We start from the raw sequence: 23,580 nt of genomic DNA, 5'->3' as shown, positions 1-23,580 counted from the left end.
TCGCAATGTCAGTTATCGGTCGCATTCACTCCTTTGAATCCTGTGGCACAGTTGATGGCCCGGGGATCCGCTTTATCACCTTCTTTCAGGGCTGCCTGATGCGCTGCCTCTACTGCCATAACCGTGATACATGGGACACCCATGGCGGCAAAGAGGTTACCGTTGACGAGCTGATGAAAGAGGTCGTGACCTATCGCCACTTTATGAACGCTTCCGGCGGCGGCGTAACGGCCTCCGGCGGTGAGGCTATCCTTCAGGCCGAGTTTGTGCGCGACTGGTTCCGCGCCTGCCATCAGGAAGGCATTCACACCTGTCTGGATACCAACGGCTTTGTTCGCCGCTACGATCCGGTGATCGACGAGCTACTGGAAGTCACCGACCTGGTGATGCTCGATCTCAAACAGATGAACGATGAGATCCACCAGAATCTGGTTGGCGTCTCTAACCACCGCACGCTGGAGTTCGCCCAGTATCTGTCGAAGAAGAACATTAAGGTCTGGATACGCTATGTGGTAGTGCCGGGCTGGTCAGACGATGACGACTCTGCGCATCGCCTGGGTGAGTTCACCCGCGATATGGGCAACGTTGAGAAGATTGAGCTGCTGCCCTATCACGAGCTGGGTAAGCACAAATGGGTCGCGATGGGCGAAGAGTACAAGCTTGATGGTATCCATCCACCGAAGAAAGAGACCATGGATCGCGTGAAAGGTATCCTGGAGCAGTACGGTCACAAGGTAATGTATTAATAAAAAGCCCGGTCTGAGCCGGGCTTTTTATTACCTATTTGAATACGCCGTTTATCACCGACGTGACGATGGCTGTGCTGAGAGCAATCAGGACCAAATCGTCACCGACGATGCGCCACTCGTGACCCGGGTAGGATGGCAACTGCCCAAGCATTGAAGCCGGAACGGCTTTTTTCGCAATCCCAGGCGGCAGCGGTTTGCCCCGCGCCAGGTTTTTAGCAATACCCGGCGGCAGTGATTGATAGCCTGTCAGGCCATAATCGAGCGCCAGGGCGCGAGCGCGGTCATAGCTCACATTCATAGAGAGAGTATCGCCGCCCTTATTACCCGACTGGTTGTGCTTTGCATGATCGTTATCTTGTTTGCTACCGTGATTACCCGAATTACCATGACCGTTGCCGTTACCGGGATTAGCCATGGCAGGTGCCGATGCAAAAGATAAAGATAACATTACCGCCAGTGCGGTAACGCTAAAACAGCGCTTTGACATAGTTTTTGCCTTTTCTCTATCAGACCCGGACAGGTTATCGTACGCCTCTCTCCGGCTCAATGGGGCAAGTCTCATTTCAGTATCAAGCGTGTGCCACAGGCGTCGGATGCTGGCCTGCTTTGCGCAGCAGCATCATCAGGTAGATAAATGACACGCTGGCGATCATCACAAACAGCAGGTTGTCAGAGTAGCTCTGCATCAGCATTGAGGTCAGGGTCGGCCCCAGCAGACTGCCGACGGTGTAGCTAAGCAGCAAAGCCTGGTTCATCGCCACCAGCTGGTGTGGCTCAACCTTCTCACAGGCCCACGCCATCGCCACCGGGTAGAGCGTAAAGCCTGCCGCGCCCAACACAAACAGCGCCGGTGCCATCGCGGCGTTGCCCAGCATCGCCAGACAGCCGACGATCACCACAAACACCTGCACGCGCAGAACCAGCAGGCGACCAAAGCGATCCGCCAGCTTGCCCACCGGCCACTGGCCGAAAATACCGGCGCTAATCAGCACCGCCATCCAGAAACCAATTCCGGCATCGCTCACCCCGTGATGGTTCAGCCACAGCGGCATCAGGCCATACAGCGAGCCAAGAATAATGCCGGAGATAACGCAGCCGTTGATGCCCAGACGCGCCTGACGCAGGCGCAGCATCGGCCACATCGATGTCGCCTCCTGATGCTCGCTATGTTCGTTCACAATGCGGGTGAAGAGCAGCGGCAGGATCGCAGCCAGGATCAGGCCGGTAACCCACGGCATAACCTGCATCAGCCCGGTTGGCAGCTTGCTTACCATCAGCTGGCCCAGCACCGTACCTACGTAGTAGATCATCATATAGGCAGCCAGCAGGCGACCCCGATTGCGGGAGGTGCCGCTGCACATCAGGCCGCTCTCAACCACTACCCAGATCATTGCACAGCCGACGCCAGCGACGAAGCGCCATACCATCCAGCTCCAGAAGCCCACCATCAGACCCATTCCCACGCAGCCCGTAGCAAAAATCAGCGAGGCGATGTAGTAGCTGCGGTTAAAACCGAAGCGTTTGATCAGGCGACCGCAGAGCAGCGTGCCCACCAGGTTACCGGTAAAAAAGGCGGAGCCAACCATACCTACCTGCCACGTCGGCAAGTTTTCATGGGCGAGCCAAAGCGGCACGAGCGTGTTTAGCGTCGCGATCGACAGGGTCAACAACAACAGGCCACAGAGCAACAATAGCACCGGGCGGGTATAGATAGGCATGGATATAAACCGTGAGGAAGTTCTGATTTCGAGCGCATCATGCCACCGGCAAAAACATTGTCAATCGGCCTGGATAGCCGCAGCAGGCCCTTTTGCGACGATCGATTTGAAATACTGATTATCAGAAATGAAACGCAGCGGGATAAAATCATTAATCACATGATTATATTATAAATAACGAAATATCCCGGGCCTGCGTTTAGTAGAAAAATTTCATGGTTGAAGACGCCTCTTTTTTGCGGCTTCCTTATCTTTAACCCGCAACCGCCATGCCTACAGTCATGTGCAGACCATAAAATACGCCGCGACCAATCAGCTCCCCGGCCAGCAGCAGTATAAATGCCACCGAGAGCAGCGGCACCGCGGGGGCTTTTCCTGCCATCTGCGGTACGATCCAGCAGCAGAGGGCCGCCGCCAGCACCACGGTACGCCAGGCCATCAGCGAGGCGTAGTCAGGTACCAGGGCAGACGCCTGCTGCACCGCACTATGGATCGTCGCCAGCTCTGCGCCCTGCATAATCGACACGATTGCGCTTGCGATTAAGGCCAGCACGGAAACCACAGGCAGCAGGCGCATCGCCCAGCCATCGATCCCGGCAATACGCAAAAGCAGATAGCCCAGCAACGGTCCTCCCATCAGCAGGGTCAGGAAGAAGCTCAGCGGTGTCCAGATGCCGTACCAGGTCGGCACCGTATCGATGCTGTTATAGACACGCACCATCATCCAGACAAAAACGATGCCCAGGATCATCGTGCCCACCAGCCAGAGCGTGCGTAGCCCTGGAGCCAGCTTGCGTACCCTCGCCAAAAGCCAGCCGATCCCACCGACCGCAAAAAAGATCGAACCGGTGGCGATTTCGTTGCTTAAGGGAGACGCACCTACCCGGTTAAGGGAGTTAAAGGCGCGCAGCGGCGAACCAAGGTGGAGCACCGAGGCGATGAAACCCACGCCCATCAGCACCCACAGCCACAGCATACCGGTAGTAACCCGCTGCTGCGCCTCGGGGGTAAGCCCTCCCTTCAGCAGGGCAAATGCCAGAACGATAAAACCGCCCACCACGCACTGCCCAAAGACCGTAAAGACCATCAACGGCCACTCATGCCATCCGCTTCCCATCTCACACCTCCTCCGGGTTCGCCAGATAGCCCGTGGTGTCCCCGATCGGGCGGCAGTTGGCGTTGGGTTTAATAACGATGTTGGGTTTCGTGAAGTGTGCGCCCGGCAGAGGGGCAACGGCGGCCAGTTCACCGTGCTGCTTACGCAGCGTCTCGATAGGGCCGAAATCGAGCGCGCGCAGCGGGCAGGACTCAACGCAGATCGGTTTTTTCCCCTCAGCCACGCGGTCGTGACAGCCATCGCATTTGGTCATATGCCCCTTACTGGCATTGTACTGCGGTGCGCCGTAGGGACAGGCCATATGGCAGTAACGGCAGCCGATGCAGACCTCTTCGTTGACGACGACAAAACCATCTTCTCGTTTGTGCATCGCCCCGGTCGGACATACCTTGGTACAGGCGGGATCTTCGCAGTGGTTGCATGCGATAGAGAGATAGTAGGCGAAGACATTCTGTTGCCAGACGCCGTTATCCTCTTGCCAGCTGCCGCCCGCGTACTCATAGATGCGGCGGAAGCTGACCTCCGGGGTTAAATCTTTATAGTCTTTACAGGCCAGTTCGCAGGTTTTGCATCCGGTGCAGCGGCTTGTATCAATAAAAAATCCATACTGGATTGCCATCAGTCACTCCTTAAACCTTTTCGACCTGAACGAGATTGGTATGGGACGGATTCCCCTTCGCCAGCGGAGAGGGGCGTTGGGTAGTCAGCACGTTAATGCATCCGCCGCGATCTACCCCCTGGCCATCCGGGTCGTACCAGGCTCCCTCACCTAAGGCAACAACGCCGGGCATCATGCGTGGCGTCACCTTCGCCTCAATATGCACCTCGCCACGACCGTTAAAGATGCGCACCTTGTCTCCGTTGCTGATTTGTCGTTTTTGCGCATCGATGGGGTTGATCCACATCTCCTGGCGGCAGGCGGCCTTCAGCACATCAACGTCGCCGTAGGTTGAGTGAACGCGGGATTTATAGTGAAAGCCGGTGAGCTGGAGCGGATATTTTTTTATTAGAGGATCGTCATAGCTTTCAAACCCGGGCGTAAAGATGGGCAGCGGATCGAGAACGTCTCCTTCCGGCAGATCCCATGTCGCCGCGATCTCTGCTAAGGCCTCAGAGTAGATCTCAATTTTACCGGAGGGGGTAGCGAGTGGGTTAGCCTGCGGATCTTCGCGGAAAGCTTTATAAGCAACATGATGTCCCTCGGGATCGCGTTTTTTAAAGATCCCCTGCTGGCGAAACGCCTCGAAGGTGGGCAGCTCAGGTATGGCTTTTCGCGACGCTTCATAGAGATAACGCAGCCACCCCTCCTGAGTGCGCCCCTCGGTAAACTGCTGTTCCACGCCCATCCGCTTTGCCAGCTGCGAGGTCATCTCATAGATTGTCTTGCACTCAAAGCGCGGCTTGACCGCCTGCTCGGTGAAGATGACGTAGGCCATGTTGCCGCAGGAGGCATCCAGCGCGAAGTCCATCTGCTCCGATGCAGTACAGTCCGGCAGCAAAATATCGGCATATTTTGCTGAAGAGGTCATATGGCAGTCGATAACAACGATCATCTCGCACTTTTTATCATCCTGTAGGATCTGATGAGTGCGGTTAATGTCTGAATGCTGGTTAACCAGGCAGTTACCTGCATAGTTCCAGATCATTTTGATCGGCACATCGAGCTTGTCCTTTCCACGAACCCCATCGCGCAGGGCGGTCATTTCCGGACCGCGCTCTATGGCATCCGTCCACATGAACATGGAGATACTCGTCGCGACCGGGTTCTCCAGGGTTGGCATACGCTCAAAGGGGAGCTCATAGGAGCCTTCTCGCGCGCCGCTGTTGCCGCCGTGGATGCCCACATTGCCGGTGAGAATGGCCAGCATCGAGATAGCCCGGGTCGTTATTTCACCATTAGCACGACGCTGCGGCCCCCAGCCCTGGCTGATATAAGCGGGTTTAGCGCTGGCAATTTCACGGGCTAGCTTGATGATACGATCGGCGGGAATACCGGTGATCGGCGCGGCCCACGCTGGCGTTTTCGCGATCCCGTCCCTCCCCTGGCCGAGAATATAGGCTTTATAGTGACCGTTTTTTGGCGCGCTGGCGGGAAGGGTTGTTTCATCGTAGCCGATGCAGTACCGATCGAGAAAAGGTTGATCGATCAGATTTTCAGTGATCAATACCCACGCCAGGCCGTTGACTAGCGCGGCATCCGTGCCCGGCTTAATAGGGATCCACTCATCCTCACGTCCCGCGCCCGTATCGGTATAGCGCGGATCGATAATGATCATTCTGGCGTTTGACTTCTCGCGGGCCTGCTCAAGATAGTAGGTTACGCCGCCGCCGCTCATCCGCGTTTCGCCTGGATTATTGCCAAACAGCACCACCAGCTTGCTGTTCTCAATATCTGACGGGCTATTGCCATCGGCCCAGCCGCCGTAGGTGTAGTTCAGGCCCGCCGCAATTTGCGCCGAGGAGTAGTCCCCGTAGTGATTCAGGTAGCCGCCACAGCAGTTCATCAGGCGTGCAATCAGAGTTTTTCCCGGTGGCCACGAGCGCGTCATGGTCCCGCCGAGGGTGCCGGTGCCGTAGTTCAGGTAGATAGATTCATTGCCGTAATCTTTAATAAGGCGTTTCATATTGTCGGCGACGATGTCGAAGGCTTCATCCCAGCTAATGCGTTCGAACTTACCCTCGCCGCGCAGGCCAACGCGCTTCATCGGGTACTTCAGGCGATCCGGGTTATAGACGCGGCGGCGCATAGAGCGACCGCGCAGGCAGGCACGAACCTGGTGCAATCCTTCATAGTTGTCGTCACCAGTATTATCGGTCTCAACATATTTGATCACGCCGTCGACAACGTGCATACGCAATGGGCATCGGCTGCCGCAGTTGACGGTACAGGCGCTCCAGATAATTTTTTCATTACTCGGACTGAGTCTTTCAGCGGCATTCGCTATACGGGTGAAAGGAGCGGTGAAGGTAGTGCTGGCAAGCGCCAGACCGCCTAATGCCGTGGTTTTGACTAAACTGCGCCGGCTTACCTCTGCTGCCAGTACTGCATCGGAGATCTTCTTTTTCATAGGGACTCACTTTGCTGCCTGTAGTAAAAAAAAGAAAAGTGCCGTTATGTAGTTTTTTATAGAGAAAATTTTGGTGATGCCAGTAATAAGCTCCGACCTTCATATGAAGGCAGTATTACCCCGAAAGAGGTATGAATTGTTGCTTGATGTCAAAAATGCATAAAAAAAGCGCCCGTAGGCGCTTTTTTAGGAGGGAGTGTGACTTGAGTTAACCGATGTACTCCAGACCTTTCATGTACGGACGCAGCACCGCTGGGATCTCGATGCGGCCATCAGCCTGCTGGTAGTTCTCCAGCACAGCGACCAGCGTACGCCCTACTGCCAGACCAGAGCCGTTCAGGGTATGCACCAGACGGGTTTTCTTGTCGGCTTTGCTACGGCAGCGAGCCTGCATGCGGCGCGCCTGGAAATCCCACATGTTAGAGCAGGAGGAGATTTCACGGTAGGTATCCTGCGCCGGCAGCCACACTTCCAGATCGTAGGTTTTGCGCGAGCCGAAGCTCATGTCGCCGCTGCACAGCAGCACTTTACGGTACGGCAGGCCTAACAGCTGCAGCACCTTCTCAGCGTGGCCAGTCATCTCTTCCAGCGCGTCCATGGACTCTTCCGGACGCACGATCTGCACCATCTCAACTTTATCAAACTGGTGCATACGGATCAGGCCGCGAGTATCGCGTCCGTAGGAGCCCGCTTCTGAGCGGAAGCACGGCGTATGGGCCGTCATCTTCAGCGGCAGCGCCTCTTCTTCAAGGATCTCATCACGTACGAGGTTGGTCAGCGGCACTTCTGCCGTTGGGATCAGCGAATAGTTGCTGCTCTCCGCCTCTTCGTCCAGAGGACGGGTATGGAAGAGATCGCCACCAAATTTAGGCAGCTGGCCGGTACCGTACAGCGTGTCCTGGTTAACCAGGTACGGCACGTAGTTCTCGATATAGCCGTGCTGTTCGGTATGCAGATCGATCATGAACTGACTCAGGGCGCGGTGCAGGCGGGCAATCTGCCCCTGCATTACCACAAAGCGGGAGCCGGTCAGCTTAACCGCCGCGGCAAAGTCGAGGCCTTTAGCCATCTCGCCCAGCGTGACGTGATCGCGTACTTCAAAATCAAACTTACGTGGCTCACCCCAGCGGCTCACTTCCACGTTTTCGCTGTCGTCTTTACCGAGCGGCACACAGTCGTCCGGCAGGTTCGGCAGGGTCAGCGCGATGTCACGGATCTCCGCCAGCAGCGTCTCAAGCTCGGCTTTAGCGGCATCCAGCTCTTCGCCCAGCTTGTTCACTTCCAGACGTAACGGCTCAATGTCTTCCCCACGCGCTTTCGCCTGGCCAATGGATTTCGATCGCGAGTTACGTTCCGCCTGCAGGTTTTCCGTGTCGACCTGCAAAACTTTACGACGCTCTTCAAGAGCGCGCAGTTTATCTACATCCAGCTTAAAGCCCCGGCGTGCCAGTTTTTCTGCGACTGCGTCTGGCTCGGTACGCAGCAGATTGGGATCGAGCATGCTTATCCTGTGCTTATCGAATTGATATTAGAGGGAGTGGCCGCAGACGCAGCCACAAGAATTCACAGGTAACCTTACCGCAACGCCTCAATTAGCGATAGCGTTTTGTGGGGCTTTTATTGTCCTGATCGGCCAGCCAGGCGAGCTTTTCGCCAATCTTGCCCTCAAGACCTCTGCTGGTGGGATGATAATAGCGCGTTTGTGCTATTTCGGACGGGAAGTACTCTTCGCCAGCGGCATAGGCGTTAGGCTCGTCGTGGGCATAGCGATACTGCTGGCCGTACCCCATCTCTTTCATCAGCTTGGTTGGTGCATTGCGTAGATGGTCGGGTACGTCATAGTCCGGCTTGTCGCGGGCATCGGCCATTGCCGCTTTAAAGGCGGTATAGACGGCGTTGCTTTTTGGCGCGCAGGCAAGGTAGACAATTGCCTGAGCGATGGCGCGCTCCCCTTCTGCTGGCCCGACGCGGGTAAAGCAGTCCCAGGCCGAGAGCGCAACCTGCATCGCACGGGGATCGGCGTTGCCGACATCCTCAGAGGCGATCGCCAGGCAGCGGCGCGCGACGTAGAGCGGGTCGCCACCGGCGGTAATAATGCGGGCATACCAGTAGAGGGCCGCATCCGGCGCGCTGCCGCGGACGGATTTGTGCAAGGCCGAAATGAGATCGTAGAAGCGATCGCCTTTATTATCGAAGCGCGCGCTGCGCTCCCCGGCAATCTCCGTGAGCAGCTCAGGCTTCAGCACCCGATTGCCGCTCTCGTCGACCTCGGCCATGTCAGCCATCATCTCCAGCGTATTCAAGGCGCGCCGGGCATCACCGTTGACCAGTTGGGCGATGGCCAGCCGGGTCTCGTCCGGCAGGACGATATTCTGCCCGCCGTAGCCGCGCGTTTTGTCGCTGATGGCCTGATCCAGCACCTGCTCGATATCCTCAACGGAGAGAGATTTCAGCAGATAGACGCGGGCGCGGGAGAGCAGCGCTGAGTTAAGCTCGAACGAGGGGTTTTCGGTGGTGGCGCCGATAAAGGTAATAGTGCCATCTTCAATGTGCGGCAGAAAGGCATCCTGCTGGCTTTTGTTGAAGCGATGGACCTCGTCCACAAACAGAATGGTGCGACGACCGGCATTGCGGCGCTGGCGTGCACGTTCGATGGCTTCGCGGATCTCTTTCACGCCAGAGGTGACCGCCGAGATGCGTTCAACGTCAGCGTTGGCATAGTGGGCAATGACCTCAGCAAGGGTCGTCTTGCCGGTGCCGGGCGGCCCCCAGAGGATCATCGAGTGCAGCTGCCCGGCCTCGATAGCACGCGGCAGCGGCTTACCGGGCGCCAGCAGATGCTGCTGCCCGATGTACTGCGCTAAGTTTTCTGGCCGCATACGGGCGGCCAAAGGTTGAAACGCGTTGTCTGAAAAATCGAGCGACAGGTTGCTCACTCAGGCCTCTACTTGCGTTGATCGTCCACCGTTACGCCCTGCGGCGGGGTAAAGGTAAATTTAGAGGGATCCACAGCGCCATTCTGCTGAGACTGCAGCTGATACAGGCTGCGCTGATCGTCCTGCTCAACGGCGCTGAACTGGTTAATGGTACCGTTCTGGCTCACGTTAATGGTGAACTGCTTCAGGTTACCATTCTTGCTTTTCGGCGTGAGCACGAAGTCGTTACCGGTTTGCTTGATGTTGTACTGCTGCCAGTCGCTGGTCTGGTTACGGGCAATCAGCATAAACGGCGTGTTGCTGGTTGCCGAGTTGAGGTTGGTCGCCGTCGCCTGCTCAACGAACGGGTTGTAGAACCACAGGGTTTTGCCGTCGGAGACCAGGATGCTTTCATCCGGCTGTGTCATATGCCAGTTAAACAGATTCGGGCGCTTAACCCATAAATCCCCCTGACCTTCCTGCACTGCCGCGCCGCTGCCGTCGGTCACTTTTTGTGTGAAGCTGGCATGGAAGCTGCTCACCTTATCGAGGCGGCTTTTCAGATCGCTGGCGGCGTCAGCCCAGACGCTGCTTGCCACCAGGGAAGAGAGTAATGCACAGGTCATTGCGATTTTTTTCATTGTTATTCCTTTTGCTACGTCTGCTACGTCACTCCCGATCCGGGAGAACCTCTGACACTCATTGCAGGCTAAACCGGCAAAGAGTGAAAGAGGAAAAAGCTGATTTTTGACGAATTTACCCAAATTTGCACTCTAAAGCGCTACTCAAACGGCGGTGGTGCAAGCACCTCACGGTTACCGTTGTGGCCCGCCTCGCTGACAATACCCTGGGCTTCCATCTGCTCGATGATACGTGCCGCGCGGTTATAGCCGATGCGGAACTGACGCTGAACACCAGAGATTGAGGCTTTACGCTTCTCGGTGACAAAGTTGACCGCCTGGTCGAACAGCGGATCCAGCTCTTCACCGGAATCCAGCCCGCCTCCGCCGCTTTCACTTTCGCTGTCAGAGGTGATCCCCTCGACATACTGCGGACGACCGCGCGCTTTCCAGTCCTGCACCACGGCATGAACCTCTTCGTCACGAACAAAGGCACCGTGCACACGTACCGGCGCTGAGGAGGAGTTAGGCCCGGAGTAGAGCATATCCCCCATGCCTAGCAGCGACTCCGCGCCGCCCTGATCGAGAATGGTTCGGGAGTCAATTTTGCTGGATACGGTAAAGGCGATACGCGTCGGGATGTTGGCCTTGATAAGGCCGGTGATCACATCCACCGAAGGACGCTGAGTAGCCAGTACCAGGTGAATACCGGCAGCACGCGCCTTCTGTGCCAGACGGGCGATCAGCTCTTCAACTTTTTTACCTACCGTCATCATCAGATCGGCAAATTCGTCCACCAGCACAACGATGTACGGCAGCTTCTCCAGAACCGGATGGGTGGCGTCCATGCTATCGCCCGGCTTCCAGTATGGATCCGGGATCGGGCGACCCATGCGTGCGGCTTCCGCGATCTTCTCGTTGTAGCCTGCAAGGTTACGCACGCCGAGCGCAGACATCAGCTTGTAGCGACGCTCCATCTCGTTGACGCTCCAGCGCAAGGCGTTGGCGGCGTCCTTCATGTCGGTTACCACTTCGGTCAACAGGTGAGGAATACCCTCATAGACCGACAGCTCCAGCATTTTCGGGTCGATCATGATGAACTTCACCTCTTCCGGCGAAGCTTTGTAGAGCATGCTGAGGATCATGGCGTTGACCCCCACCGATTTACCCGAGCCGGTGGTCCCCGCGACCAGCAGGTGCGGCATTTTTGCCAGGTCGGCAATAACCGGATCGCCGGCGATATCTTTCCCCAGCACCACGGTCAGCGGCGACGGGCTCTCACGGAACTTAACGCAGTCCAGCACCTCACGCAGATAGACGGTCTGACGTTTTTTATTCGGCAGCTCCAGGCCGACGTAAGGCTTACCGGGGATCACTTCCACCACGCGGACGGCCACCGTTGACAGGGAACGGGCCAGATCGCGGGAAAGGTTAGAGATACGGGCCGCTTTCACGCCTGGCGCAAGGTTAAGCTCGAAGCGGGTGATCACCGGACCCGGGGAATAGTTCACCACGTCAGCCTTGATGCGGAAATCGTTCAGGCGAGCCTCTACCAGGCGCGCCATCTGCTCCAGAGCAAAGGTATCTACCGGTTCCACTTCTGACGGCGGCTGGGTCAGGAGATCCAGCGACGGCAGCGGCGTCGTTGGGCGCTGGGCTGGACGGCTGTCGCCGTTACGCATCAGCAGCGGATGGATCAGGCTATCCTGCGGCGCCGGCTGCTGCGCGGGCTGATAATGCTGCTGTGGCTGTACCGGCGCAGGCGCGACAGGTTGCTGGTAGTGCGGCTGTGGCTGCTGTACCGGCGCGGGTGCAGCAGGCTGCTGATACTGCTGTACCGGCGCGGGTGCAGCAGGCTGCTGATACTGCTGCTGCACAGGAGCCGACGGCTGAACAGGCTCTTCCGGCGGCAGCGTAAAGAGCGGCTCGCTCGGGCCATCGTCTACCAGCACTTTCATTGGCGAAAACTCAAAGTCGGCCAGCGAGAATGGATTTGCCGACGGCGGCTGCTCAGATGAATAGCGCTGCTGCTGCGAGGCAGCGAACTGGCGGGCCAGCTCCGCTTCGGCGGCATCGTCTTCTTCATCCTGCCATGCATTATCATGTGCTGGGTCGGCGTGCACTTCGTGCTGATACTCTTCCCCATAGCGTGAATGCTGGGAAGCGGCAAACTGGCGCGCCAGTTCGTCCTGATGCAGCGTATCCGCCTCGTCATCGCCAAACGACTCAGGCTGCTGAAGCTCGGCTTCACGCGCGGCGCGCTCCTCAGCGATACGCTGTGAAGGAAGCTTGATACCGTAAGAGGCCAGCTCGCGGCGGGTCGGCACGCGTACACGGTTCGGACGCGGCAGCTGCGGGCCAATACCCTCTTTAACCTGCGGACGCGGCGCACCACCGTCGGCCAGTCCGAACGCGGGTGCCGTAGCGGCGGACGCGGCAACGGCAGTGACAGCGGCTGCGGCCTGTTTAACATCGGGCACGGCTGGCGCAAAGGTCGGCTCTGCAACCGGCGGCGGCGTCACAGGCGCGGCGGGTGACGGAACAAATGGCTCTGGCGCAGCGGGTTCAGGTACCGGCTGGTACCAGGCAGCAAGCTGCTCACGTTCGCGGGCACGTCGCTCCTCAACCTCTTCAAAATAGTAGAGTGGCGGACGGGTATGCTTAACCTCTTCCTCTGGTTCTGGCTCCGGCGCTGCCACAGCAGGCTCAGGCATCGGTGCGGGCGCAGCGGCGACAGGCTCTTGCTGCCAGACGGGCTCAGGAGACCAGACCGGCTCCGGCTGCGGCGCAACGTTAGCGACGTGCATCTCGGGGGGATTCTGCGCCTGCATTGGCGGAACATAGTGTTGCTGCGGCTCTGCAGCGGCAGGCTGCCACTGTGTTTCAGGTGCATGCTCAGAGAAGGTCGCTGCGGCCGGGACAGGCGGCGTCTGTGTAACCGGTGGTGTAGGCATAACCGGCTGCGATGGCGCAACGTGCGCCTGGGCATCGGCGGTTGCCAGCGCGGCGGCGGCAAGCGGCTCTGCTATGCTCGGGCCATTCAGCAGCGGATCGTACTCGTCATACTGCTCGCTCTGGGTTGCCCGGTGGCCGGAGAAGAGCACGTCGTTAGGATCGGCGGCGACGCCACGGGCGCTGTACTGCACCTCTTCCTCATCGTCCATGCGCCTGCCCGAGAAGAGCGCTGCATCGGTTTTACGGCCGAGCGGATTAGCAAACTTCTCTGCTACACGCTTACGGCGGGCGAGAACGCCACGCATAATGCGGGTACGGCGAGACTCGCGCCGTTGGGCAGCCGGCTCGTCGTACTCCTGTTCGTCGTCATACTCTTCGTCATCATACTCTTCGTCATTGACCCAGGTATCATCCCGGCGAGTACGGTTGCTGGCAAACGTGAGAATATTGAGCAGCACGCTGCCGATCTTCTCGGCGATGCTGACCCACGACCAGCCGGTAAACAACGTCAGCCCGGCAGCCCAGACGCAGAGCAGCGCGATCGTGCCTCCGCTGCTGTGCAGCAGCGGCATCATGGTAGTGCTCAGCAGGCTGCCAATCACCCCGCCGGAGGCAAAGTACCAGATATCATCGGCATTGATGGCGGCTAGCCCGCAGGAGGTCAGGATCAGCGCCAGCACGCCAATCAAACGCAGCGAGACGGCGAAGTAGTCGATATAGTCTTCATTGGCGCGGTGCCGCCAGGCAAACCAGCAGCCGCCGACGATCATCACCGGGATGGTGTAGGCCATTACGCCAAAGATGAAAAATAGCGTATCGGCAAGCCACGCGCCCGGCGCGCCACCCAAATTATGGATAGGCTCGTGCCATGCGGTTTGTGACCAGCTGGGATCGGAAGGGTTGAAGCTGAGCAGTGCGGCCATCAGCCAGACTGCAAACAGGGCGACAAGTATCAGTAACGCCTCAAGGAGCCGGCGTCCACTGCTTAACTTGGTTAATGTGACTTCTTTGTCTTCAGTATATTCCTGGCTCAAGAAAGGCTCTCCAGGTCCTTGATGCTAAAACGGAGAACAGTGTCAGGTTGCCCTGACACTGCTGCTGTATGGATTACCAGGAGTGTAATCAAACTGCGTCGATTTTGCACCTGTTCCGTGTTAGCGGGTTTTAATCACCAGACGATTGCTCTGTTTGACCTCTTCCATTACCACGTAGGTACGCGTGTCGTTGACGCCCGGCAGACGCAGCAGGGTTTCACCCAGCAGTTTGCGGTAGGCCGACATATCCGGCACGCGGGTTTTCAACAGGTAGTCGAAATCACCGGAAACCAGATGACACTCTTGAATTTCTTCAAGTTTTTGCACTGCGGCGTTAAATTGCTCAAACACATCCGGTGCGCCGCGATTCAGAGTAATCTCAACAAATACCAGAAGTGATGCATCCAGATAATGCGGGTTCAGCAGCGCGGTATAGCCCTGAATGAAACCCTGTCTTTCCAGTCGGCGCACGCGCTCAAGGCACGGCGTCGGAGAAAGTCCCACTCGCTTTGAAAGCTCGACGTTGGAGATCCGTCCATCCTTCTGCAATTCATTCAGAATGTTACGATCGATGCGGTCGAGATCTTTGCCAGGGCGCTTTTTGCTATCTACCATTATTATTGTCTCTCTGTATTCCTTCCCTACTCCTGTCTTGACCCTGTGCACTTCACTGTTCAGAGTCTTTGCCCGTCGCTATACGTTCCGCATTATCATTATTTGCGCGGAGCATAACGGGGCCTGCATTAAGAAGACGGTTGCCAGCCGCAGCCAGTAAGATTGCACAGAGTGTCTGTCCACGCCCTGTACTATTTCACTGGCCCTGTTAAGGGCATCTTTATGCGTGATATTGTCCCACGCGCGAAACGCTGCTCTTGTCTTCTTCGAATGTTTTCGCAAATGCGCAGCGGATTGTCAAAGTAAAACATCGTTTTTTAGTACAACATGCCAGATATTCATCATCGACCCTCCCTAAACCTCATGTAATCTTCTTATAACACTACCAATTTCAGTAGATTTTGTTATAGCCACAGAGAGTAAAAGGGTCTACGCCATTGGCCGCGCCTATTACACATATCGTTAACAAAACCGTCATGCTCTTTTTTTAACGCCGTAAATTCCCTACAATCCTGCTCATTGTCTGCCAACAGCAGTCTCTGCCACCAACAATGGGGATCTCATGGGCACAGCTAAACATTCTAAGCTGCTTATTCTTGGTTCTGGACCTGCCGGCTACACCGCTGCGGTCTATGCCGCACGCGCTAACCTTCAGCCGGTACTGATTACCGGTATGGAAAAAGGCGGTCAGCTGACTACCACGACCGAAGTGGAAAACTGGCCGGGCGACCCGCACGATCTGACGGGGCCGCTGCTGATGGAGCGTATGCACGAGCACGCTGCGAAGTTTGAGACCGAAATTCTGTTTGACCACATCAGCAAGGTCGATCTGCAGAACCGTCCTTTCCGCCTGACCGGCGATAGCGGCGAGTACACCTGCGATGCGCTGATCGTGGCGACCGGCGCGTCTGCCCGCTACCTGGGCCTGCCCTCTGAAGAGGCATTCAAAGGCCGCGGCGTCTCTGCCTGCGCCACCTGCGACGGTTTCTTCTACCGTAACCAGAAAGTCGCGGTTATTGGCGGCGGCAACACGGCGGTTGAGGAAGCGCTCTACCTGGCGAACATCGCCTCTGAGGTGCACCTGATCCACCGTCGCGACACCTTCCGCGCGGAGAAGATCCTCATCAAACGTCTGATGGACAAAGTAGCAAGCGGTAACATCGTGCTGCATACCCATCGTACTCTGGAAGAGGTCACTGGCGACCAGATGGGCGTTAGCGGCCTGCGCCTGCGTGATACGCAGAATGCCGACAACGTAGAGTCGTTAGAGGTTGCAGGCCTGTTTGTGGCCATCGGCCACAGCCCGAACACGGCAATTTTTGAGGGTCAGCTAGAGCTGGAAAACGGCTACATCAAGGTACAGTCCGGTATTCATGGCAATGCCACCCAGACCAGCATCCCAGGCGTGTTTGCTGCGGGTGACGTTATGGATCACATCTACCGTCAGGCGATCACCTCGGCGGGCACCGGCTGCATGGCCGCGCTTGATGCAGAGCGCTATCTCGACGGACTGGCTGAACTGTCTAAATAATCTTTACAAGTCAGTAACAAAGGTAAAAAAGGCGACTATAAGTCGCCTTTATTTTTATCCCGTTGTAACATTGCGCAGCACAAAAATCTGACAAGCCACCTGCTAAGCGCGCAATGAATAAAACCCGTCAACAAGAATTAACCCGCTGGTTAAAACAGCAAAGTATTTTCTCCCGCCGTTGGCTGCTGGCGTCACGCCTGCTGGGCCTGGCTAGCGGTCTGTTGATTGTCGCCCAGGCCTGGCTGCTGGCGCGCATTCTCAACTACCTGATCATTGAAAATATTCCGCGCGAGGCGCTGCTGCTGCCGTTTGTCCAGCTGGTGCTGGTGTTTGTCCTGCGCGCCTGGGTGGTCTGGCTGCGCGAGCGCGTCGGCTTTCACGCGGGCCTGCACATCCGGTATGAGATCCGCCGCCAGGTGCTCGACCGCCTGCAGCAGGCTGGGCCCGCCTGGATCCAGGGGCGACCGGCTGGCAGCTGGGCCACGCTGATCCTTGAGCAGATTGACGATATGCACGACTACTACGCCCGCTATCTGCCGCAGATGGCGCTGGCGGTGAGCGTGCCGCTGCTGATTGTGATTGTCATCTTCCCTTTTAACTGGGTTGCGGCACTGATCCTGCTGGCCACGGCCCCGCTGATCCCCACCTTTATGGCGATGGTAGGCATGGGTGCCGCCGATGCTAACCGCCGCAACTTCAAGGCGCTGGCCCGTCTGAGCGGCCACTTTCTTGACCGCCTGCGCGGAATGGAGACCCTGCGCGTCTTTGGCCGCGGTGCGGCAGAGACGGACAATATTCGTAAAGCGTCGGAGGATTTTCGCAGCCGCACCATGGAAGTGCTGCGCCTGGCGTTTCTCTCCTCTGGTGTACTGGAGTTCTTCACCTCGCTCTCCATTGCGCTGGTGGCGGTTTACTTTGGCTTCTCTTACCTTGGTGAGCTGAACTTCGGCCACTATGGCACCGGCGTAACGCTGTTCTCTGGTTTTCTGGCCCTGATCCTGGCTCCGGAGTTTTTCCAGCCGCTGCGCGATTTAGGCACCTTTTACCATGCGAAAGCGCAGGCCGTTGGCGCGGCGGATAGCCTGAAAACCTTCCTGGAGACGCCGCTCGCCCACCCAGAGCGTGGTGAGGCAGTGCCTGACGATAGCAACGGCATCGGCCTCTGTGCCCGCGATCTCTGGATCACCTCGCCGGAAGGTGCGGTGCTGGCCGGTCCGCTGAACTTTACCCTGCCCGCAGGCCAGCGCGTGGTGCTGGTAGGTCAGAGCGGCTCGGGTAAAAGCTCGCTTATTAATACTCTCTCCGGCTTCCTCTCCTACCGGGGATCATTGCAGATTAACGGTACCGAGCTGCGCGATCTTAACCCCGCGGCCTGGCGTCAGCGCCTGAGCTGGGTGGGACAAAACCCGCAGCTTCCGGCGGCCACGCTGCGTGAAAACGTGCTGCTGGCGCGTCCCGATGCCAGCGAAGCGGAGCTTAACGCCGCGCTGGATAGCGCCTGGGTGAGTGAATTCCTGCCGCTGTTGCCGCAGGGCATCGACACGCCGGTTGGCGATCAGGCGGCACGGCTCTCGGTCGGCCAGGCCCAGCGGGTGGCAGTGGCGCGTGCCCTGCTCAACCCTTGCCAGCTGCTGCTGCTGGATGAGCCTGCCGCCAGCCTGGATGCGCACAGCGAACAGCGTGTGATGCAGGCATTAAACGCCGCCTCCCTGCGCCAGACCACGCTGATGGTCACTCACCAGCTGGAGGGGCTTGCCGACTGGGATGCCGTCTGGGTAATGCAGGATGGATCGATTGTCGAACAGGGTACCTTTGCCGAGCTTTCCGCCGCCAACGGGGCCTTTGCCGCCCTGCTCGCTCATCGTCAGGAGGAGATTTAAATGCGCGCGCTTATCCCTTTTCTTGCGCTTTATAAGCGCCACATCTGGCTGCTGACGCTGGGCGTTGTGCTGGCGATCGTCACTCTGCTGGCGAGCATTGGCCTGATCACGCTCTCAGGCTGGTTCCTCTCCGCCTCAGCGGTCGTTGGCGTGAGCGGGCTATACAGCTTTAACTACATGCTCCCTGCCGCCGGGGTGCGCGGCGCGGCGATTACCCGTACGGCAGGACGCTACTTCGAACGGCTGGTAAGCCACGATGCGACCTTCCGCGTGCTTCAGCATCTGCGCGTCTCGACCTTCAGCAAGCTGCTGCCGCTCTCCCCCGCCGGGCTGGCGCGCTTTCGCCAGGGCGATCTGCTTAACCGCATCGTGGCGGACGTGGATACCCTGGACCATCTCTACCTGCGGGTGATCTCCCCGCTGGTGGGGGCGCTGGTGACCATTGTGGTGGTGACGATAGGCCTGAGCATTCTGGATGTCACCCTGGCCCTGACCCTTGGCGGTATCATGCTGCTGACGCTGCTGCTGCTCCCGCCCCTGTTCTATCGCGCCGGGAAACCCACCGGCGAGAAGCTGACTACCCTGCGAGGCGAGTATCGTCAGCAGGTAACGAGCTGGCTGCAGGGCCAGGCGGAGCTGACGATTTTCGGCGCAAGCGAACGCTACCGGGCGCAGATGGAGAACACCGAGCTAAGCTGGCACGATGCCCAGCGCCGTCAGTCAGAGCTTACCGCGCTGTCGCAGGCGGTGATGCTGCTGATCAACGCCGTCGCCGTCCTCGCCATGCTCTGGCTCGCGGCGGGTGGCGTCGGGGGTGATACCCAGCCGGGGGCGCTGATTGCGCTCTTTGTCTTCTGTGCGCTGGCTGCCTTTGAGGCGCTGGCGCCGGTGACGGGGGCGTTTCAGCATCTGGGGCAGGTCATTGCCTCTGCGATGCGGATCACGCAGATTACCCAGCATCCTCCCGAGGTGCGCTTCAGTGAAAACCAGACGCCGCCGCCTGCTCAGGTAGCGTTGACCCTGACTAACGTTAGCTTTAGCTATGCCCAGCAGCCGCAAAAGGCGCTGGATGACCTCTCATTACAGATCAACGCCGGGGAGCACGTTGCCATTCTGGGACGCACCGGCTGCGGTAAATCCACGCTTCTGCAGCTGCTGACGCGCGCCTGGGATCCTGCCGCAGGCGAGATTGCCCTTAACGGCCAGCCGCTTGCGTCCCTGAGCGAATCCGCCCTGCGGGCGGCAGTTAGCGTCGTGCCTCAGCGCGTGCATCTGTTTAGCGCCACCCTACGCGATAACCTGCTGCTGGCCTCGCCGCGGGCAACGGATGACACCCTCGCGGCGGTGCTCGCTCAGGTGGGGCTGGAGAAGCTGCTGGACGAGAGCGGGCTAAACAGCTGGCTCGGCGAAGGTGGCCGTCAACTCTCCGGCGGCGAACTGCGGCGGCTGGCGGTAGCGCGTGCGCTGCTGCATGATGCGCCGCTGCTGCTGCTGGATGAGCCTACCGAAGGGCTGGATGCGACCACCGAGCGTCAAATTCTTGATTTACTTGAGCGCGTTACCCAGGGCAAAACCGTGCTGATGGTGACCCACCGCCTGCGTGGATTATCGCGTTTCGATCGCATTATTGTGATGGACAATGGTCAAATAATTGAGCAAGGTAATCATACAGCGTTACTGGCCAAACAGGGTCGTTATTACCAGTTTAAGCAACGGCTGTAGAGGACTGACCAGGCACAGGGTGCCTGGTTCAATGGATTAACTATTGTTGCGTTGCGGAGCGTTATCGCTATGCGCCTGGCTCAGCTATCTCATCACTCGCTTGCGTTTCCCTCCCCTGAGGGCGCGCTGCGTGAACCCAATGGACTGCTGGCGCTGGGAGGCGATCTCAGTCCGGCTCGCCTGCTGATGGCCTATCAGCGAGGCATCTTCCCCTGGTTCTCTCCCGGCGATCCGATCCTCTGGTGGTCCCCCGATCCCCGGGCGGTACTGTGGCCTGCCCGCTTTCACGTCAGCCGCAGCATGAAGCGCTTTCATAAAAACTCGCCCTACCGCGTGACGCTGAACCACGATTTTAGCCGGGTGATCGACGGCTGCGCGGCCGATCGCAACGAAGGAACGTGGATCACCCCCGCGGTGGTGCTGGCCTACCTGCGTCTGCACGAGCTGGGCCATGCTCATTCAATTGAGGTCTGGGAGGGAGAGGAGCTGGTTGGCGGCATGTACGGCGTTGCTCAGGGGGCGCTGTTCTGCGGCGAATCCATGTTTAGCCGCCGGGTCAACGCCTCGAAGACCGCTCTGCTGGTGTTCTGCGCGGAGTTCTTGCGCCAGGGAGGCGAGCTTATCGACTGTCAGGTATTGAACGAGCATACCGCCTCGCTGGGGGTGGGTGAAATGCCGCGTCGGGACTACCTTCAGCATCTGGAGCGCCTGCGTCATCAGCCGCTTTCTCCACGTTGCTGGCTGCCGCGCACCTTATTTATGCCAGCCCTATGAATGTTTTCGGCATATTTTCTTTCAGAGTGCTATAATAGCGGCGCAGAGTAGCTTCTGCCTGTTGCCCCGCCGCCGCTTGGGAATAGCTCGAATCAGGTAACGCCCATCGTTTATCTTATCGCTCCCCTTTAGGTTTGCGCGTTTTGCGCCGCTTCGCTGGCGCGAGGGTAATACGCCAAGGTTACTTTGCTGCGTTTTATCAGCACAAATCTTTACTTAACAGACGAACTTCGGCATTATCTTGCCGGTTCAAAAATTTTGGTAGTGATACCCCCGAGGACTAGATGGCCAAAGAAGACAATATTGAAATGCAGGGTACCGTACTTGATACGTTGCCTAATACCATGTTTCGCGTAGAACTGGAAAACGGTCACGTGGTAACTGCGCATATCTCCGGTAAAATGCGTAAAAACTATATCCGCATTCTGACGGGCGACAAAGTGACTGTTGAGCTGACCCCGTACGACCTGAGCAAAGGCCGCATTGTCTTCCGTAGTCGCTAATCGCATCGCTACTGTGCGGTAATTGCACAGATTATGAATAGTAAAAGGCCGGGAATTATCCCGGCCTTTTTATTGGCATAAGTGAGAGATTAATGCGCCGCTTCCGGCTTGTGCTTCTGCGCACCCTGGAAGTCGTAGAGCAGTTCGTTTTTCTCGGCGTCCAGCTCGACCGTCACCTGACCACCGTCCACCAGCGTTCCAAACAGCAGCTCGTTGGCCAGCGGTTTTTTCAGGTTGTCCTGAATCACGCGTGCCATTGGACGTGCACCCATGGCGCGATCGTAACCCTTCTCTGCCAGCCAGTCGCGTGCTTCCTGACTGACCTCCAGCGAGACGCCTTTCTGATCCAGCTGCACCTGAAGCTCGACGATAAACTTATCCACCACCTGATGAATAACCTCGGTAGAGAGGTGATCGAACCAGATAATGTTGTCGAGACGGTTACGGAACTCCGGCGTAAAGATCTTTTTGATCTCTTCCATCGCATCGGTGCTGTTGTCCTGGTGGATCAGGCCGATAGATTTACGCTCGGTTTCGCGTACCCCGGCGTTGGTGGTCATCACCAGCACCACGTTACGGAAGTCCGCTTTGCGCCCGTTGTTATCGGTCAGGGTACCGTTATCCATCACCTGCAGCAGCAGGTTAAAGACGTCCGGGTGCGCCTTCTCGATCTCATCGAGCAGCAGTACCGCATGCGGATGCTTGATCACCGCGTCCGTTAACAGACCGCCCTGATCGAAACCTACGTATCCCGGAGGCGCACCAATCAGGCGGCTCACGGTATGACGCTCCATATACTCGGACATATCAAAGCGCAGCAGCTCGATACCCAGCGCTTTGGAGAGCTGAACCGTGACTTCGGTTTTACCGACCCCGGTCGGTCCGGCAAACAGGAACGAGCCTACTGGCTTGTGATCCTGACCGAGTCCGGCGCGGCTCATCTTAATGGCTTCGGTTAAGGCCTCAATGGCTTTATCCTGACCAAAGACCAGCATTTTCAGGCGCTCGCCGAGGCTCTTCAGCGTATCGCGATCGCTCTGGGAAACGCTCTTCTCAGGAATACGTGCGATGCGGGCCACCACCGTTTCGATATCCGCCACGTTGATGGTTTTTTTACGCTTGCTAACCGGCATCAGACGCGCACGCGCTCCGGCCTCGTCAATCACGTCGATAGCCTTATCCGGCAGATGGCGGTCGTTAATGTATTTCACCGCCAGCTCCACCGCCGCACGCACCGCTTTCGCGGTATAACGCACGTCGTGGTGCGCTTCATACTTCGGCTTCAGGCCGTTGATAATCTGTACCGTCTCTTCGACAGACGGCTCGGTGATATCAATTTTCTGGAAGCGACGCGCCAGAGCACGGTCTTTCTCAAAGATGTTGCTGAACTCTTGATAGGTGGTAGAGCCCATCACGCGGATCTTGCCGCTGGAGAGCAGCGGTTTGATCAGGTTTGCGGCATCAACCTGTCCACCCGACGCGGCACCCGCCCCGATAATGGTGTGGATCTCGTCGATAAACAGAATGCTGTTGCTGTCCTGTTCGAGCTGCTTCAGCAGCGCCTTGAAACGTTTCTCAAAGTCACCGCGGTACTTGGTGCCGGCCAGCAGCGAGCCAATATCCAGCGAGTAGATAGTGCAGTCGGCCATCACTTCCGGCACATCGCCCTGCACAATACGCCAGGCAAGGCCTTCGGCAATCGCCGTTTTACCGACGCCAGACTCACCCACCAGCAGCGGGTTGTTTTTGCGGCGACGGCACAGCACCTGGATAGCTCGCTCAAGCTCCCTTTCGCGACCGATCAGCGGGTCAATGCCGCCGACACGAGCAAGCTGATTGAGATTGGTGGTGAAGTTTTCCATACGTTCCTCCCCGCCTGCCTGCTCTTCGTGATTTGCCTGGCTGCCGGGATCGGAAGCCTGATTCGGTTCATCTTTCCGCGTGCCGTGGGAGATAAAGTTCACCACGTCGAGACGGCTCACCTCATGCTTACGCAGCAGATAGGCAGCCTGAGACTCCTGTTCGCTAAAGATGGCGACCAGGACGTTCGCGCCGGTCACTTCGCTGCGGCCGGAGGACTGAACGTGGAATACCGCGCGCTGCAGTACACGCTGGAAGCTGAGCGTCGGTTGCGTATCGCGCTCCTCTTCGCTGACGGGCAGCACCGGTGTGGTTTGTTCGATGAAGGCTTCGAGTTCCTGACGCAGCGCCACCAGATCGACAGAGCACGCTTCAAGCGCCTCGCGAGCCGATGGGTTGCTGAGCAGAGCCAGCAATAAGTGCTCTACGGTCATAAACTCATGTCGGTGCTCGCGCGCTCTGGCGAAAGCCATATTTAAACTGAGTTCCAGTTCCTGGTTGAGCATTGGGCACCCCCTC

The 23,580-nt window shown here is 57.8% G+C and carries 17 protein-coding genes; 6 read left to right on the top strand and 11 right to left on the bottom strand.

Going from position 1 to position 23,580, the window contains the following annotated elements; all coding sequences use genetic code 11:
- Window positions 1-5 precede the first annotated feature (5 nt).
- On the top strand, window positions 6-746 hold the full coding sequence (pflA, locus tag NR795_RS03060; RefSeq protein WP_257757081.1) for a pyruvate formate lyase 1-activating protein: 741 nt from the start codon (window positions 6-8) through the stop codon (window positions 744-746).
- Between the two features lie 34 nt (window positions 747-780).
- On the opposite strand, the gene NR795_RS03055 is transcribed toward pflA, so the two are convergent.
- The 10 genes from NR795_RS03055 to lrp form a co-directional block, all read right to left on the bottom strand.
- Window positions 781-1,236 (bottom strand): anti-virulence regulator CigR family protein, encoded by a 456-nt coding sequence (locus NR795_RS03055; RefSeq protein WP_144812994.1) that lies wholly within the window; start codon window positions 1,234-1,236, stop codon window positions 781-783.
- An 82-nt stretch (window positions 1,237-1,318) separates the two neighbouring features.
- Window positions 1,319-2,467 carry an MFS transporter gene (locus NR795_RS03050; protein WP_144812997.1) on the bottom strand — a complete coding sequence of 383 codons (1,149 nt, stop codon included), beginning with the start codon at window positions 2,465-2,467 and terminating at the stop codon, window positions 1,319-1,321.
- A 253-nt stretch (window positions 2,468-2,720) separates the two neighbouring features.
- Window positions 2,721-3,584 carry a dimethyl sulfoxide reductase anchor subunit family protein gene (locus NR795_RS03045; RefSeq protein WP_257757075.1) on the bottom strand — a complete coding sequence of 288 codons (864 nt, stop codon included), beginning with the start codon at window positions 3,582-3,584 and terminating at the stop codon, window positions 2,721-2,723.
- 1 nt (window position 3,585) lies between these two features.
- Window positions 3,586-4,203, bottom strand: a complete 618-nt coding sequence (locus NR795_RS03040) for a DMSO/selenate family reductase complex B subunit (protein WP_144813007.1) — start codon at window positions 4,201-4,203, stop codon at window positions 3,586-3,588.
- Between the two features lie 10 nt (window positions 4,204-4,213).
- On the bottom strand, window positions 4,214-6,652 hold the full coding sequence (dmsA, locus tag NR795_RS03035; protein ID WP_257757072.1) for a dimethylsulfoxide reductase subunit A: 2,439 nt from the start codon (window positions 6,650-6,652) through the stop codon (window positions 4,214-4,216).
- A gap of 208 nt (window positions 6,653-6,860) precedes the next feature.
- The gene (gene serS / locus NR795_RS03030; protein ID WP_144813013.1) at window positions 6,861-8,153 is read right to left on the bottom strand and encodes a serine--tRNA ligase; all 1,293 of its coding nucleotides are present in this window, start codon (window positions 8,151-8,153) and stop codon (window positions 6,861-6,863) included.
- 91 nt (window positions 8,154-8,244) lie between these two features.
- Entirely contained in the window at window positions 8,245-9,588 is a 1,344-nt protein-coding gene (locus tag NR795_RS03025) for a replication-associated recombination protein A (protein WP_257757070.1), read from the bottom strand.
- A gap of 8 nt (window positions 9,589-9,596) precedes the next feature.
- Window positions 9,597-10,208, bottom strand: a complete 612-nt coding sequence (lolA, locus tag NR795_RS03020; RefSeq protein ID WP_144813020.1) for an outer membrane lipoprotein chaperone LolA — start codon at window positions 10,206-10,208, stop codon at window positions 9,597-9,599.
- Window positions 10,209-10,348: 140 nt separating this feature from the next.
- Complete coding sequence (gene ftsK / locus NR795_RS03015) at window positions 10,349-14,176, bottom strand: DNA translocase FtsK (protein ID WP_257757067.1); 3,828 nt, start codon at window positions 14,174-14,176, stop codon at window positions 10,349-10,351.
- 120 nt (window positions 14,177-14,296) lie between these two features.
- Window positions 14,297-14,791 carry a leucine-responsive transcriptional regulator Lrp gene (lrp, locus tag NR795_RS03010; RefSeq protein WP_000228469.1) on the bottom strand — a complete coding sequence of 165 codons (495 nt, stop codon included), beginning with the start codon at window positions 14,789-14,791 and terminating at the stop codon, window positions 14,297-14,299.
- Window positions 14,792-15,353: 562 nt separating this feature from the next.
- Between lrp and trxB the strand changes: the two genes are divergently transcribed.
- The 5 genes from trxB (at window position 15,354) to infA (ending at window position 21,201) form a co-directional block, all read left to right on the top strand.
- Window positions 15,354-16,322, top strand: a complete 969-nt coding sequence (gene trxB / locus NR795_RS03005; RefSeq protein ID WP_144813026.1) for a thioredoxin-disulfide reductase — start codon at window positions 15,354-15,356, stop codon at window positions 16,320-16,322.
- Between the two features lie 113 nt (window positions 16,323-16,435).
- A complete protein-coding gene (cydD, locus tag NR795_RS03000; protein WP_257757065.1) occupies window positions 16,436-18,202 on the top strand; it encodes a cysteine/glutathione ABC transporter permease/ATP-binding protein CydD in 1,767 nt (588 codons plus the stop codon).
- On the top strand, window positions 18,203-19,924 hold the full coding sequence (cydC, locus tag NR795_RS02995) for a cysteine/glutathione ABC transporter ATP-binding protein/permease CydC (protein WP_257757063.1): 1,722 nt from the start codon (window positions 18,203-18,205) through the stop codon (window positions 19,922-19,924). It abuts the gene before it with no gap.
- Window positions 19,925-19,993: 69 nt separating this feature from the next.
- Window positions 19,994-20,698, top strand: a complete 705-nt coding sequence (aat, locus tag NR795_RS02990) for a leucyl/phenylalanyl-tRNA--protein transferase (RefSeq protein WP_257757062.1) — start codon at window positions 19,994-19,996, stop codon at window positions 20,696-20,698.
- 284 nt (window positions 20,699-20,982) lie between these two features.
- Window positions 20,983-21,201 carry a translation initiation factor IF-1 gene (infA, locus tag NR795_RS02985; protein ID WP_002211347.1) on the top strand — a complete coding sequence of 73 codons (219 nt, stop codon included), beginning with the start codon at window positions 20,983-20,985 and terminating at the stop codon, window positions 21,199-21,201.
- Between the two features lie 89 nt (window positions 21,202-21,290).
- Here infA and clpA read toward each other — a convergent pair whose 3' ends face one another.
- Window positions 21,291-23,567, bottom strand: coding sequence for an ATP-dependent Clp protease ATP-binding subunit ClpA (clpA, locus tag NR795_RS02980; protein WP_144813040.1), 2,277 nt, complete (start codon window positions 23,565-23,567; stop codon window positions 21,291-21,293).
- Window positions 23,568-23,580: the final 13 nt, after the last annotated feature.

The sequence above is a fragment of the Pseudescherichia sp. L3 genome (assembly GCF_024656065.1).
GTDB lineage: Bacteria > Pseudomonadota > Gammaproteobacteria > Enterobacterales > Enterobacteriaceae > Pseudescherichia.
The sequence above is the reverse complement of the archived record's forward strand: the minus strand, read 5'-3'. Positions and strand labels throughout refer to the sequence as shown.

Excerpts from the sequence above, each read along its gene's own strand:
- clpA (WP_144813040.1), bottom strand. The coding sequence starts at position 23,567 with ATGCTCAACCAGGAACTGGAACTCAGTTTAAATATGGCTTTCGCCAGA.
- cydC (WP_257757063.1), top strand. The coding sequence starts at position 18,203 with ATGCGCGCGCTTATCCCTTTTCTTGCGCTTTATAAGCGCCACATCTGG.
- NR795_RS03050 (WP_144812997.1), bottom strand. The coding sequence starts at position 2,467 with ATGCCTATCTATACCCGCCCGGTGCTATTGTTGCTCTGTGGCCTGTTG.
- dmsA (WP_257757072.1), bottom strand. The coding sequence starts at position 6,652 with ATGAAAAAGAAGATCTCCGATGCAGTACTGGCAGCAGAGGTAAGCCGG.
- NR795_RS03040 (WP_144813007.1), bottom strand. The coding sequence starts at position 4,203 with ATGGCAATCCAGTATGGATTTTTTATTGATACAAGCCGCTGCACCGGA.
- lrp (WP_000228469.1), bottom strand. The coding sequence starts at position 14,791 with ATGGTAGATAGCAAAAAGCGCCCTGGCAAAGATCTCGACCGCATCGAT.
- NR795_RS03055 (WP_144812994.1), bottom strand. The coding sequence starts at position 1,236 with ATGTCAAAGCGCTGTTTTAGCGTTACCGCACTGGCGGTAATGTTATCT.
- serS (WP_144813013.1), bottom strand. The coding sequence starts at position 8,153 with ATGCTCGATCCCAATCTGCTGCGTACCGAGCCAGACGCAGTCGCAGAA.
- trxB (WP_144813026.1), top strand. The coding sequence starts at position 15,354 with ATGGGCACAGCTAAACATTCTAAGCTGCTTATTCTTGGTTCTGGACCT.
- aat (WP_257757062.1), top strand. The coding sequence starts at position 19,994 with ATGCGCCTGGCTCAGCTATCTCATCACTCGCTTGCGTTTCCCTCCCCT.
- lolA (WP_144813020.1), bottom strand. The coding sequence starts at position 10,208 with ATGAAAAAAATCGCAATGACCTGTGCATTACTCTCTTCCCTGGTGGCA.
- cydD (WP_257757065.1), top strand. The coding sequence starts at position 16,436 with ATGAATAAAACCCGTCAACAAGAATTAACCCGCTGGTTAAAACAGCAA.
- infA (WP_002211347.1), top strand. The coding sequence starts at position 20,983 with ATGGCCAAAGAAGACAATATTGAAATGCAGGGTACCGTACTTGATACG.
- pflA (WP_257757081.1), top strand. The coding sequence starts at position 6 with ATGTCAGTTATCGGTCGCATTCACTCCTTTGAATCCTGTGGCACAGTT.
- NR795_RS03045 (WP_257757075.1), bottom strand. The coding sequence starts at position 3,584 with ATGGGAAGCGGATGGCATGAGTGGCCGTTGATGGTCTTTACGGTCTTT.